The sequence below is a fragment of the Candidatus Sulfurimonas marisnigri genome (assembly GCF_015265475.1).
Classification (GTDB): Bacteria; Campylobacterota; Campylobacteria; order Campylobacterales; family Sulfurimonadaceae; genus Sulfurimonas; species Sulfurimonas marisnigri.
Genome location: NZ_CP054493.1, coordinates 49,029 through 63,067 on the forward strand (window position 1 = coordinate 49,029; position 14,039 = coordinate 63,067).

Consider the following 14,039-nt stretch of genomic DNA (forward strand, 5'->3'; position numbering starts at 1 on the left):
TAATTTTTTTATAGATAGTCAGATATAATAGATGAAAAGTAATAATAAAAAGTAGCATTAATGGAAACAGAATTAATTATAGAGTCTATAATGGGATTAGTAGCGATTCTGGCATTTTTAGTATTCTTACTGTTTTTTATCCCAAATGAAGAGAAAAAGAAAAAAGAAGAAGAGAGAGTTGAGTCTTCTTCAGAGCCTTTAAAGCAAGAATTAATGCCTACAGACTTAAAGTCTTTAATGGCAATCATAAAAGACAAAAAATCTTCTACTCAAACTCTAGGGCAGGCACTTGATATTGTTATAAAATATCATGGAACAGTACATACTAAGTTAGGTATAAGAGCACATCCTGATTTTGACGCCTATTTTGATATTTTATTTACGCTTTGTAGACATAGAAATGCAGATAAAGATATTATCCTTAAATTTGAAAAAGCACTTGTAAGTCTAAATCCTGACTATAAAGAGGATATAAATGAAGCTATGACAAAAGGTTTAAACTCCAGAAGAGTTTAAACCTCAATCAGCTCCGTTGCTAACCCTTGTATTATATGTATACCTTTCTTCTCTAGCGCATCTACAGTTTCTATATCTACAACACCAACAGCTATGAGGGATATGCTTATGCTGTCGGTAATAAGTCTAAGAGCTGAGAGTGATTGAGCACTTTGGGACATAAAATAACTACTTTCAGCTTTTATATACGCAGGTCTTAACTCTTGCAAATATTGATAATCATCACTCTCGCCAATAAATTCAAATATACCAATCTCAATATCATATTTTTGAAACAAATCTTTATACAACTTTATATGTTGAGAGTCTTTACGAACCAGCTTATCTGGCATTTCAATTATTAATTTAAATGGTAGTGCTTTATTCTTAAGAAGTTCTCGTATCTCTTCATATGTTTCTTTCATGTCTAGATATTCGTACGGCAGTCTAAGTGAATAAGTAGAAGAACTTGAAATCATAGTTGGAGTTTTAAAGAGCATACTTACAACATTAGTATATATATTACTACTCAGTCCAGCTTGTATTGCTGGTGCCATAAATTGAGCATAGCTATAAGATGTGCTTTTATCTAATGTAAGGTTTATGCTAAGAACGTGATGTTCAAGTTTTTTAGCTTTAGTGTTTATTACAGACCAAGATACAAAGCTGAACCTATTTTTAAATAGTGCTTGATTAATAATCTTCTTCCATGCTTCTTTACCCATGACTTCATTTGTGTTTTCTGTTTTCACTAAATGAATATTGTTTTTGTTAAATTTTGCCTGGGCAAGTGCATTATCAGAGTTTGAAAATAGTTGAGCAATAGTATCTGTATGGATATATGCATATAGCCCAAGAGAGATAAATGTCTCATCTTTGTTTAATCCGCAATCTTTAATTATTTTTGTAACATAGTCATATATATTCTTTGCTAGCTCTAAACCTTCCTCATTCGTGCAATCAGGTAAGAGTAGAGAAAATTCTGTTCCATTAATTCTAGCAACAATAGAATTTTTAAATATTTTTGAGCTACTTCTTAATATATTTGCAATCTCTATAAAAAGTTTATCTACGTCTTGATGACCAAGTTTCTCATTTGCCTCTATCATCCCGCTTAAAGCTACTATAATATTTATGCCACCTTTTGAACTTGCGTCGATTTTCAGATATTCTGGGAGTCTATCTATAAGATATTGACGATTTTTAAGAGCAGTGTTTTGATCTATATATTCTAGCTCTTTATGCATTTTCAGCTCTTCATTACCTTTGTCAAACATAGCTTTTACTTTTGATACCATGTTATTCATACCAAGAACAACATCTTTAAACTCTTTTGTGTATGGGATTTCGCCTTGTATGATAAATTCATTGCGCATAATGGCAGAGGCTTGCTTTTGCACCTCTTTTAAAGGCTTTAAAATTGCATGTATCAGTAAATTTATGATAATTAGACCAAGCAAGGCAATTACACCAAAAGATATAAGAAGGTCTATTAAAATTGCATAAAGTTGCTTGTAGGCGTATGTCGCATCGCTCTGAACTTTTAGTATTCCAACCTGACTCCAGCCAGCTGAAACATTGGCAGATGCAATAGGTGCTTCAATTTTTGTGGCTTTGAAAAACCATTTGGGAATTGCTGTTATATCACCTTCGATTGTTCTATCATAGAGGGTAATATTGTCAACGTCAATAAGGGTTATATTACGATAGTTTCCGCTATCAAAGTTTGCATTAATCATAGTTGACATCATAGACAAATCGCCATTTGCGCTTCCAAGTGAAAGACTAAGCGAGGTAGCTGTATTTTTAGCATCCTCGTAAAGCCTATCTTGAACACCTTTATTGGCACTTTGAAAGTTTAATATTAAAACTGTTGTTAAAATAATGAGTAAAAAGAGCGATAGTATTAAGGCTATCTGTTTAAAGAGTGTCATATTTTTTTCCTTTGCATATTGAGCTTTAGTTGATCCCATTTTTTATGAGATTTTTTACTATCTTTACCTATTTGATTAAGTACATCACCATTGAAGTTGTAGATTGGAGTTAAATCCTTTCTCTTTGATGCCGAAAATATTTTATGGTTGTTATTATCTAAAATAAGTGGTTCACTTCTGGGTGTTTCAAAGTAGGTTAAAACCATATGAGGTTCTTTAAATTTTGTAGAACGAACATACGTAAAAAAAAGTTTTTTATAGTCAATGCCTAAATATTTAAGAGCGAAGTATTTACTGATTACGTAGTCTTCACAATCTCCCATGTCTTTACCTAAAAATTCCCAAGGGGTAGCCCAATAATCTCTCATTTTGTAGATTTTAATATCAGATGAATATCTGACATCATTGAAAAATGTGTTAACCGCTTCTAACTTTTCCAAATCACTTTTATCTTTTACAGAATTAAGAGTTTCCTGAAGAAAGTGAAATCTTTTTTTTGCAAATATTTTATACTTTTGTGTTATCTCATCTAGAAGAGGTTTGTTCACATAATCTTCATCTGAAAAGCTGGTATTTACAAGTAATAGTGACAATAATATAAGCACTCTTAGTTTAAACATAAGTGATTATATCTAAAAATTTCTAAGACTATTGCTGTCTTTTATTGAAACCTGATGTTCCATCTTTTGATTGTGTTGCAAAGTTATTAGAGTATGCTTTTAGATAACTTGGAATTGCTCTACCTTTTAGTTTCATCATATCACTAAGCATTATATGGGCAATATGCTCTTGCTCTAGTTTTTTCACCTCACATAGATATATAAAGAGGAGTTCTCCCAGCCTAGTTAGTGAGATTTTGTATGTGGAATCAGTCTGCTTGTATATCCACATATTAAAGTTGTAAAAATTCTCATAAACACTTTTATCTTGCCAGATTAGTTTAACACTCTCTTTAAAATTCCCACTATTATATGTCAAATCCCAAAATCTTGAAAATCTTTTCATAACCTGGATATCATTAAAACTTAGTTCACTGTTTTTCAAAATGTCATATGGTGGGATATCGCTGTATACCATTCCATGCTCAATGTCGTGTCTGTTTATGTAGGTTCCGGAAAGTTTTTTAAGTATCCCTATTTGTATTTCGCAACTACTTAAACTTACTAACTCATCTAGATTCTTACCAAAGCTCTCTAGTGATTCTCCAGGAAGCCCAACTATGAGGTCTAGATGGATATGCGCATCTGTTTCATCCTCTAAAAATTTTATATTGGTTTTAATTTTATCTAGTTTCAGGGGTCTTGAGATATTCTTTGCTATATCAAGATTAAGTGTTTGTATACCTATCTCCAGTTGCAGTGCAGCATGTGGGAATTGTGTTATTTTTTCTTTTATAGAGTCCGGAAAATGATCAGGAATAACCTCGAAGTGAGCAAAGTAAGGAGACTCTTTTAGTAAAAAAAAGTCCAAAAATCTATTTGCGGTTTTCATATTTAAATTAAAAGTCCTGTCTATGAACTTAAAATTGCGTGCTCCTCTTTGCCAAAGCAGTTCAAACTCCTTTAAAAGTTCATCTAAATTAAAAGCTCTTACTTTTTCATCCATAGATGAGAGGCAAAATTCACACTCAAAAGGGCAACCTCTTGAAGCTTCTACATAAATATAGCGATTTTTAATATCATCGTCAGTGTAAAATTCATATGGAAGTGCTAAGTTTTTAAGAGATGGCATTACAGCTTTTATAACTCTATTTGAAGATGGTTTGTCTTTTAAGATATCTCTGCAAAGCTCATAAAATGCTAAGTCACCTTCTCCTTGAATGATAAAGTCTGCTAAATCCATATTTACACGAAAAGGCTCATGTGAAACTTCAGGACCACCTAAAACTATTTTTGTACCAGGAGATACTTTTTTTACTACATGTATAAGTTCATTGACTTGCGCGACATTCCAGATATAAACACCTATTCCTATAATATCTGGATTGTGGATAAGTAATTTTTCAGCGACAGTTTGTATAGCGTCATTAATGCTAAACTCAATTATAGCAGTGCTCTCTTGTAGCTCTTGAAGGTTTGCATATAAGTATCTTAAAGCTATTGATGTATGGGTGAATCTTGAGTTTAATGTTGTAAGAATGATTTTTTTCATGATTTCCTCTGCAGTGGAGGTTTTTAGGTAGTGTTTGTCTAAGCCAAAAAAGGGGAGGAAAAGGCTTAGACAGTTCTAACAAATTTATAAATTTTTTAAATCCAATTATGAAAAGGGGAGAAACATAATTGAGATTCCTAATTGTATTGGCTATAAGTTAATAATGGGTAAATGCCTGCACATTTTCTAACATTCTGTTATAATTTCATCCTAACCAAAGAGGATAACTATGTCAACACTTCTAGCAACTTTTTATTTCTTCTATTTTTCCATCATTGGTGTTTATATAATCTTTATGCCAAAAGTATTAGCTATGGCTGGATACTCTGCCAGCGAGATAGGTATAATTTTCGCGGCAGGACCATTAGTTCGTTTTTTAGTTCCTTTTGCTTTTATAAAAGGTTTGAAATTAACTATAAATATTTTTAAAATGGCCCTTATTATAATGTTTTTAAGTTCACTCTCATTTTACTTTTCATTAGATAGCTTCTATAAATTGCTATTTTCAAATATAGGATTGGGAATAGGACTTAGTTTAGTGCTTCCATATATAGAACTGATATCACTAAAGCATATAGGTAAAGAGAGATATGGAAAAATCAGACTGTTTGGTTCAGTCGGTTTTGTTTTAGTGGCGTTAGTGTTAGTAAAGTTTTTAAGTTCCGGAGAAGTAGCACTTAACTATCTCTTAGCTTTGACTTTTATAACTGCTATCATAGCTTTTATTATTGCAAAAAATGCGCAAGGAATACTTGATAAAACAGAAGTTGTACAAAACGATATAGATATCCTCGCAGATTGGAAGCTCTGGGCGGGTTTAACTCTTATGCAGGTTAGCTTTGGCTCTTTTTACAACTTTTTTACTATATATGAGACAGACTACGGAGTCAGCTTAGATATGACCATATATCTTTGGAGTTTTGGTGTTGTAGCCGAGATATTTATGCTATTTTTTCAAGGGAAACTTCTGCGAAATAATTTGCTCCTAATACTTCAAATCACCACTTTCGCAACTGCTATCAGATGGTTATTACTATTTTTGTTTCCTCAAAATTTAATAGTTCTTTTCTTTGCGCAGGCAATGCATGCTCTTAGTTTTGCACTGTTTCACTCAGCAGCAATCAGTTACCTCTACTATCTCTATAAACATAAGTCTTTGGCACAACAGTTTTTCTCAGGAATCACTTATGGAGCTGGGGCTTTTATGGGGGCTTTGATTGCTGGATATGTGTACGAGTTATATCCGAAGTATCTATTTTTAAGTGCGACTTTCATCGCACTAATGGCAACTTTATTTTTATATCTATGGGGAGTGAGTATAAAAAAATTATCTTCTACTAGTAGTCCGCAATTAGATTAAAAGTAATAGTTCTATCTGTGCTAGTTTTACCTACTGCCGGCTTATTTACATAATCTGCCTGCAGACTTACACCAGCAGAAAATATATCTGATACTTTACTAGAAAATGAAGTTTTTGAGTAGGCAAAATAGTTTTGTGAATCAGAGAACTCTGATCTATAGCTAAGCTCTTGATTAAATTTCAGGTTTTCCAGAGCCTGCCAATTATATATAGCTTTAGCTCTATATGATGCATAAGAGTTATTAACTCCATCATTTTGGTTAATGCTTCCAGCAGGGAATGGGTAACTAACGACATTACCCAGACCATCTTTATATGTATCTTGAATACTATCAAGAGCATAAAGAATATTCCCCTCTAAGCTAAGCTTCTGAGTAGCTGTTTTTATAGCTTTATACTTAGCACCAGGACCAGTATATAATTGATAGTCAAAACCAGAAAATTTATCATCTTTATAACCAACTAAGTAGCCAAAAGATAATCTATCTGTAATATCATAATCGTATTCAAGCTCCACTACAACTCTATTTTTATTTTCAATCTCGCTCTCAGTCCCGTATTGCATAAGAGCAGATAAAGTTACTACATGTGAGCCCCAGTTCTTTTTAACTTTTGCATCAAGGTTAAACGTCTCTGTATTTGTATTCCCAGAAGTGGTAATATACCCAAGTTCAGTATGTGTCATGAATTCGCTGTCTTTTTTTGGCAACTGAGCTTTTAGTTGCTTTAGATTAGCGTTTAGCTCTTTTATTTTTGCCTTTGTATCTGTAATATCTAGTTTTATCTGTGCTTCATCCATTGCCATAGCTAATGAGCTTATAGCTAGTGTGCTTAATATGATTTTTTTCATGTTTTTCCTTATGGTTGAGTTTTATCTGTGTGAATATCCATTTGAGGATAAGGGATAGAGATGCCTTTTTCATCGAATGTTAGTTTTACTTTTTCTAACATGTCAAAATAAACATTCCAATAATCATCTGTTTTAACCCATACACGAAATGTAAAATTTATACTGCTCTCACCCAACTCGCTTACAGCAACAAGTGGTGCAGGCTCTTTTAAAGATCTCTCGTCTGCATTTATAATCTCCATTAGAGTCTCTTTTGCAAGTTTTAAATCATCACCGTAGCCGATTCCAAAAACGTGATCAACCCGACGTTGTTCTCTTTGTGAGAAGTTTGTAATATTTCCACTAATAATAGATGAGTTAGGAACTATTACAATACTTTTATCTATTGGCTCGATGATTGTTGAAAATAGGTTTATATCCTTTACTGTACCAATTGCTCCGCCGGCTTGTATTGTATCTCCAACTTTAAATGGACGGAATATTATAATTAATACAGCAGCTCCTATATTTGAGAGTGAGTCTTTTAGAGCTAAGCCTACAGCTAGACCGGCTGCACCAAATATAGCAAGGAAAGATGTTGTATTAATGCCTACAGCGTTTAGGGATGAAAAAATTACAATAAGCAATAAAATGAAATATATAACAGACTCTAAAAACTCTACAAGTGTTTTATCTATTTTTGCGTTTATCATAAGGTGTTTTAGTAGAGCAGTTAACTTTTTAATTATAATCTTACCTATGAAAAAGATAAGTAGTGCTGCTACTATTTTCAGCGAGTATTCGCTTACATATTGTGTAATTATATCTGTGTATTTAGAAAAATCCATCTGAGTTTTCTCCTTTTTATTTCAATAAGAATATCAAGTGATTATATAAAATTAAATTAATTTTTTTTATATAGTTAAAAATTTAATACGAAAGAGGTTGTTTGAGTAAAATCAGACTTCTTTACGCTTACAGGAGGGTTAGTATCTACATCCCATATTACATTGAATTTTAAAAATAGCTCTTTATATATATTTACTTTTAACTCAAGTTTGTTAGTTTGTATATAGTCGCTAAAGTCATTGACTTTAGGTTGATAGTATATTGAACATGAAAAGGTTGAGTTAGTAGAAAAGTCAACACTGTAAGCAAGGTATGAATTTAATCTTGTATTGTTTTCTGATGGATCAATTAGTGGGTTGGTATATTTTATATCTTCGTTGAAGAGACCAAGCCCAAAAAAACCTTTACCGTTTTGAATGCTATTAAATACTCTGTATCTTAGTCCCGCACCACCTAGAACCCTGCTGTTTATTCGCCTGAAATCATCATTTTCAAATTGAGCAAATAGCTCATATCTTAAATTTTCATCGGTTGTTAATGAGTGTATATATCTAATATGGGTAAAAGCTTTGTTTGTGTCTTTAACATCATTTGATTTTCCGTACTCTCCAGACACCTCTGCCCACACTACACAGCTAGTGTTGTTGTCATAAGAGAGCCTTGCAGAGGCTTTATAGTTGTCCTTTTCTGTATTACCACGTTTTGTTTCAAGACCTATCTCAACATTTGTGGAAAAACCAGATTTGTTACCTATTTCAACAGGAGCAATTGAGACTATTGCAAATAGATATTGTGTTGTAATAATAGTAATTAATAAGAGTAGTTTCATTGTTTTAGCGCCTATTTAAATATTTTTTGGAATTATACAATAAGGTTATTTAGATGTAACTTGCTTTTATCTTTTCTACATATAGAACAATAGTGTTATACTCTTTTGTATATTCAGAGTCGAGGGTATGCAATAGAGGTTTATACTTCAAGTAATTTTTCCAAACCTTTTCACTTGAAGCTTTTCTACCTTTTTTTATAAGCTCAAAACAAACTGCAGCATTTATAAAACCTTTTAAAAGTTTTACTTCGTCGCTCCCTTCAAATCTTCGGGGAAACCATATTTCTTCTAAGCTTTCATGGGCATCGTAAAATTTATTTTCATCAAGTTGGTGTATAAATTTTTCTAAAAGTTCTTTATGTTTTATAGTTGTCATATTATCTACTCATTGTCTGGTAAAACCATCATATTTTTTCGCCAGTAACCTCTACCGCCTTTTAGCGATATACAGTGGTGCAGAGGAAACTTCTCCTTATACTCTTGAAGTCTATTTAGTGTAGCTTTACCGCTATCACAGTAAAATACAAAGACAGTTCCCTCAGCCTCTTGACTTAATAAAAATGGATTGTATACAAAGGTGTCAGCTTTTTCAATAGGAGAGAGGATAGTGTCAACAAGGATAACCTTAACCCCATCAGCTTCAAGCCTTTCTTTGTTTTGTAAAAACTCTTTTTGAGTCCATTCATTCGGATATTTCATAATGTAAATTATATATGAAAATATTTAGTTTTGTATTAAAAGATATCCTTTGTTGTAATATCTCAAAAATATCATAATTTAATTCTCTTGAATTGCTCTTTTTGAAATAGATTAAATCGGAAAATTTATACTAAACTTAGCACCCTTGCAGTCAACATCTTCATACTTATACTCTTCGTTTGAAACAGATATCTCCCCATTTAGATGATTATTAATTATAGACTCTGTCATATGTAAACCTATCCCTGTCCCGTGTGACTTAGCTTTAGTTGTAAAATATGAGTCAAACACTTTATCTATTATATTATCCTTAATTCCACCACCGTTATCTTTTATCTCTATGAAAGCTCTGTTGTTCTCTTTGTAAATATCTATAAAAATTAGTTTTCTAGTTCCTTGTAGCCGTGAAACTAGTACATCTTTCGCATTTTTTAAAATATTGAGTATGGCTTGAGTTAGTTCATTCTCTAAAGCGGTTATCTCTATCTCTTCTATATTCTCTATTAGTTCTATATTGTGTGTTTTAAATAAATCCTTTAGGAGAGACATTGTCTTGTCTACACTGCTTCTTAGTGTAAAAGTAGACTTATTTTTATTTGGAATAAAAAAGTTTCTAAAATCATCTATTGTATGAGATAGATATTGCGTTTGTTCGTTGATATTCTCAGCATATACTCTTAATTCATCACTCTTAACATTTTCCATGTCGATATCTACTATTATATTATTTGCCCACATGGATATAATTGATATAGGTTGTCTCCACTGGTGTGTAATGTTTCCTATCATCTCACCCATTGATGCCATCTTTGATTGTTGGAAAAGCAAAATATCTTTTTGCTCATTCGCCTCTTGTAACTCTTTTGTGCGCTCTAAAACTTTTTTCTCTAAGGACATATTTAATCGTACTAACTTTCTGTTTCTATCAGAAACCTGGTTAAACAAAGTATTTAATGAAAATAGTAGCGCTTCTCTAGCATTATTCCCCTCTGCAATATCCTCTTCAAAAGCTTCTTCTGGAGTTTCTCCGGCTTCAATTTTTTTAATTTGCCTTGCCATATTTTGATCTTTTCCAAGAATATGATAGGCGAGCCAATGAACCAAAAAATCTAATAACTCATCTGATATGCTAGTACTATCCGTCAATAGACTCTCATGCATTCTGGTGATTTCATCCAAAAAATATTCATGATTTTTGATATGACTGTAAATGTGACGTTCATCAACATTCATAGTTTTCATTAACTGCTCTTCTTCTTCAAAATGGTAGAGAGTGTAGTCAAACAAATCTTTAAAGACTTTCTCAATGCTTACTGTATTTAACTTGTCCTCAGAGAGCAAACTTCCATATTCATTAATAATATCTACAAGCTTTTTGTGTTGCTCGTCAACTGTTTCTAAGTCAGTTAAATAGTACTTATCCCAGTGAAATGACTCCATAGCAAAACTCCCTTTTGGTAAATAAAACGATAAACTGCCCGTCACCCTGAACTTGATTCCGGGTCTAATTCGATAATTGTTCGGAAGCTTCAATACTTTATAATAATTATCATCTTATTTTAATATATAATAATACAATAAAATATCTAGTTTTGTTCTAAGTTTTTCTTGGAACTAAATAAAACTATAGATGAGCTGAGAAGAGCACCCAAAAAAACTATGGTGTATCCAGTCGGTAAATCAAAATAGTACGAAACTATAATGGCAACAGTGCTAAAAAACCATCCAAAGTAAAAACTAAAAAGAAGTGGTTTTTTAAGTTCAAGAGACAGAGCAACAAACGCAGGGGCAATTAAAAGGACAAACACGACTAACACGCCGGCTAACTGCACTGACGATGTTACTGTTAGAGCCAACAGGGAAAAAAACAGTAATTCTCTAACGAAACCGTTTGTTTTGGGTAATATTTTCCAAATTGCCAATGCGATTAAGGCATATATGACACCACTTTTTAAAACATCTATAGGAGCAGTAAAGAGAATATCACTGGCAAGTAAAGACTTGAAGTGCTCCATCCCCTCTGCCGAGTGTGAGAGAACCATTAATATTCCACTCGCGCCCAATACATATAATAGACCAATAAAAGCCTCTAGTTTTATCTCTCTTTGAGAAGCGATAGCAATTAAAAAAGCACTCAAAAGTGCAAAGGATAAGGTAAGAATGTAAAAATATTCTTCATGAAAATAGCCCAAACTTATAGCAGAACCAAGTGCTGCAAATTGCGCTATTGCCAAGTCTGTAAATATAATACCTCTTTTTAAAATTCCAATTCCAAACCAGGAGTGCATCATTACCAAGATGATAACAAGTGCAATAGGAGTTAGTAGTATATCTATCATTTTATAGCACATGTCAGATAATCAAACAGGGATGTTAAATCCTCTATAGTCTCTAGTGCCCCAATATCATGAGGCATTAATATCACTTTTGTGCCACTCTTTTCACTTATAAAATCAGCAGTTTTTGTTGTATGATAAACATCATGAAAGATAGCATAAGGTTTTTCTTTTTTTATCAGTTCTATTATCTTTATGGTGTGTCTAGAAGATGGAGGAATTCCAGGTAATGGCTCGATAGTGCCAATATTTACAAGTCCGTACGCTTTATTGAAATATGCTAGATTATCGTGAAACTGCACAACTTTTATACCCTTTTTTTCAGCCATTTTTTGACTCCAAAGTTTTATTTTCTGGTTCCACATCTTGTAAAAGTCGTCATAATTCTTCTCGTAAGCTTCTTTATGTTGTGTGTCTATATCTACTAAAAACTTTTTTATAGTATCTGCCAAGATAAGAGTATTGTTCGGGTCAAGATGAAAGTGCGGATTTCCATCAGGATGGATATCGCCATTTTTTCTGTCAACCTCATTTGGTTTATTTATGAGCTCTACATGGTGAGAAAGATTTAAAAAAGTTGGAGTACCCGGCTGTGTCTTTTGGTTTCCGGCACGATTCAAAAGAGGTGGCAACCAGCCAATCTCTAGCTGCCCTCCATTCATTATAAGAGCATCGGCGTTTCTCACTTTTGTTATAAGAGAAGGGCGAGGTATGATAAAGTGCGGATCCCAGTTTCCTCTTGAAAGAACAACCGTACTTACGTGCTCCCCGCCAACGATTTTTGTCAAAGCACCAATAAATGGATAAGTAACAGCTATGTTTAGGTTGGCAAAGAGTGATAGCGGTAAAACAAGTAGCAATAAAAGTTTATTCATAAAATCTTCTTTTCATTTAAAATAGTAACGATTTATGACACTTTGAGTGCCATAAATTTATTAGAAAGAGTGAGCCGAGTGGGCACCAATAGCTATATTTGCCTGAAGCATTATTGTATTAATGCTTTGTTTGTTTCCATCTTCATTATACATTGCATCATTTTTATTGTACTGAAGTCTAAAGCGACTAAACTCACTAGGATGGTATTCTACCATGGCAGAGTATTTATGAAAGTTGTTTACTTCATTTATATCTGCACCGTCTTCTTTGATATCGTTTTGATAGATTGTATCATATCTGATACCAAATTTCCAATTTCTGTCGTGAGTATAAACTAGCTGGCTGTATAGTCCGCTTTGTCTTTTTTCTATGTTTAAAGTTCCGGTTATGCTTGTAGAATTTACATCGTATTGAACACCATCCATCTCTCTGCTTAACCATTCGCTTTGCCACTTGATAGAGCTGTATGAATCAAAAGAGTGCAGAACTACCAAGTCTGCTCCATAAAGCCTACTCTCTCCGCTAAATACATTAGGAACATCGTCATCGCTGTGGTTTAATAATGAATCACCTTGTGCATAAGATACTCCGGCAAAAACAGTTGTATAGTCAAAATCAAAAGATGTTTTTAAATATCCGACGTATAAAGATGGTGCGGAAGCTCCTTGTATAATTGCTTCACCATCTGCATCTTTGTATGATTCGTTCCCGAACATTTTTTCATTTTCACCTTGAAGCACCTCTAAACCTGCCATAAGATAAAAAGGTGTTGGAGCAGTCCATTGAAGCTGAGCACCGAGCTCATTTATGCCGTGTGTACCTAAAAATGATTCAAAAACTAGCGGCATATCCCCAAAATCCCAATAGTGATGGTGTTGTGCGTTTTGGTATCCGAAATTTGATAGAAGTTTTCCGCCTCTGGCTCTGAGCCCATTACCAAGAGCTGTACTCGTAAAGTAGGCTTCTTCTATATCTACGCCGTATTGGCTAAAATGCAAAACAGCGTCTACACTAAAGAAAGGGTCGGCATTGCTAGAGAGAATCAACTCAACGTAATTTAGGTTGAATCCCTCTTTTGCATTGTAAGTAGAGTCGGTTTTATCCCCGTCTTTGTGTTCGCCTAAAAGTCCATGGGCAATTCCCGGAAGTCCTAAATGCCCGATTTCATCATTATTTACACTGTTGTCTACGTAAGAGAAATCAACCACGGCTGAAATATCTGGAATATACTTTGATTGGTTAAAAGTTCTTTTTTCTTCTGGCAGTAAAACTGCTACATCTGCGTACATAAATGTTGCACAAAGTGCACTCAATAGTAATATTTTTTTCATAATTATCCTAACTAAGATTGTATTTTTGTAAAGTTTTTTATTTTATTTTTGGGTAGTTAAGAAGTGAGAGGAGGTGCGCGGCTTTGGTTATGGTTTGTTCTTACATGTAGAGTTGAAACTAGATTGTTTTGTGAAATCTTTTCAAAGTGGAAAATCTCTGTATATTGAGTTTTACTGATAATATCTGCTGAAACTGAATGGTTATCAACTATGCACACTTCACATGTATAACCATCAGCATGCATAATGTGCTCAATCTCGTGTATTACACTAAATGTTGTTGCAATAACAAAAAGTATTGATAAAATAACTCTAATTTTCATAAGTTTATTATAGTGGGTGGATGTTTA

At 33.2% G+C, this 14,039-nt stretch carries 15 protein-coding genes; 2 read left to right on the plus strand and 13 right to left on the minus strand.

Annotated elements, in window-relative coordinates; all coding sequences use genetic code 11:
* Positions 1-60: 60 nt before the first annotated feature.
* Positions 61-516, plus strand: a complete 456-nt coding sequence (locus tag HUE87_RS00245) for a hypothetical protein (RefSeq protein ID WP_194366759.1) — start codon at positions 61-63, stop codon at positions 514-516.
* On the opposite strand, the gene HUE87_RS00250 is transcribed toward HUE87_RS00245, so the two are convergent.
* From HUE87_RS00250 to HUE87_RS00260, 3 genes are read right to left on the minus strand one after another with little or no spacing between them, the layout of a single operon-like run.
* Positions 513-2,429, minus strand: coding sequence for a LapD/MoxY N-terminal periplasmic domain-containing protein (locus tag HUE87_RS00250; RefSeq protein WP_194366760.1), 1,917 nt, complete (start codon positions 2,427-2,429; stop codon positions 513-515). The two genes, HUE87_RS00245 and HUE87_RS00250, sit on opposite strands and share 4 nt — an antisense overlap.
* The gene (locus HUE87_RS00255) at positions 2,426-3,022 is read right to left on the minus strand and encodes a transglutaminase-like cysteine peptidase (RefSeq protein ID WP_229855173.1); all 597 of its coding nucleotides are present in this window, start codon (positions 3,020-3,022) and stop codon (positions 2,426-2,428) included. Before HUE87_RS00255 ends, HUE87_RS00250 begins: the two co-directional genes overlap by 4 nt.
* Positions 3,023-3,077: 55 nt before the next feature.
* Positions 3,078-4,580, minus strand: a complete 1,503-nt coding sequence (locus HUE87_RS00260) for a B12-binding domain-containing radical SAM protein (protein ID WP_194366762.1) — start codon at positions 4,578-4,580, stop codon at positions 3,078-3,080.
* A gap of 229 nt (positions 4,581-4,809) precedes the next feature.
* Here HUE87_RS00260 and HUE87_RS00265 point away from each other — a divergent pair, with 229 nt between their 5' ends.
* Positions 4,810-5,940, plus strand: coding sequence for an MFS transporter (locus HUE87_RS00265; protein WP_194366763.1), 1,131 nt, complete (start codon positions 4,810-4,812; stop codon positions 5,938-5,940).
* Here HUE87_RS00265 and HUE87_RS00270 read toward each other — a convergent pair.
* The 10 genes from HUE87_RS00270 to HUE87_RS00315 form a co-directional block, all read right to left on the minus strand.
* Complete coding sequence (locus HUE87_RS00270) at positions 5,918-6,790, minus strand: DUF481 domain-containing protein (protein ID WP_194366764.1); 873 nt, start codon at positions 6,788-6,790, stop codon at positions 5,918-5,920. The two genes, HUE87_RS00265 and HUE87_RS00270, sit on opposite strands and share 23 nt — an antisense overlap.
* 8 nt (positions 6,791-6,798) lie before the next feature.
* A complete protein-coding gene (locus HUE87_RS00275; RefSeq protein ID WP_194366765.1) occupies positions 6,799-7,617 on the minus strand; it encodes a mechanosensitive ion channel family protein in 819 nt (272 codons plus the stop codon).
* 74 nt (positions 7,618-7,691) lie between these two features.
* The gene (locus HUE87_RS00280) at positions 7,692-8,447 is read right to left on the minus strand and encodes a DUF481 domain-containing protein (protein WP_194366766.1); all 756 of its coding nucleotides are present in this window, start codon (positions 8,445-8,447) and stop codon (positions 7,692-7,694) included.
* Between the two features lie 49 nt (positions 8,448-8,496).
* Entirely contained in the window at positions 8,497-8,823 is a 327-nt protein-coding gene (locus tag HUE87_RS00285) for a DUF309 domain-containing protein (protein ID WP_194366767.1), read from the minus strand.
* A 5-nt stretch (positions 8,824-8,828) separates the two neighbouring features.
* Positions 8,829-9,146, minus strand: coding sequence for a hypothetical protein (locus HUE87_RS00290; RefSeq protein ID WP_194366768.1), 318 nt, complete (start codon positions 9,144-9,146; stop codon positions 8,829-8,831).
* A 111-nt stretch (positions 9,147-9,257) separates the two neighbouring features.
* The gene (locus HUE87_RS00295; RefSeq protein ID WP_194366769.1) at positions 9,258-10,586 is read right to left on the minus strand and encodes a bacteriohemerythrin; all 1,329 of its coding nucleotides are present in this window, start codon (positions 10,584-10,586) and stop codon (positions 9,258-9,260) included.
* 146 nt (positions 10,587-10,732) lie between these two features.
* A complete protein-coding gene (locus HUE87_RS00300) occupies positions 10,733-11,485 on the minus strand; it encodes a metal ABC transporter permease (RefSeq protein WP_194366770.1) in 753 nt (250 codons plus the stop codon).
* Entirely contained in the window at positions 11,482-12,357 is an 876-nt protein-coding gene (locus HUE87_RS00305; RefSeq protein ID WP_194366771.1) for a metal ABC transporter substrate-binding protein, read from the minus strand. Before HUE87_RS00305 ends, HUE87_RS00300 begins: the two co-directional genes overlap by 4 nt.
* A gap of 60 nt (positions 12,358-12,417) precedes the next feature.
* Entirely contained in the window at positions 12,418-13,689 is a 1,272-nt protein-coding gene (locus HUE87_RS00310; protein ID WP_194366772.1) for a TonB-dependent receptor, read from the minus strand.
* 56 nt (positions 13,690-13,745) lie between these two features.
* Entirely contained in the window at positions 13,746-14,012 is a 267-nt protein-coding gene (locus tag HUE87_RS00315) for a hypothetical protein (RefSeq protein WP_194366773.1), read from the minus strand.
* Positions 14,013-14,039 lie beyond the last annotated feature (27 nt).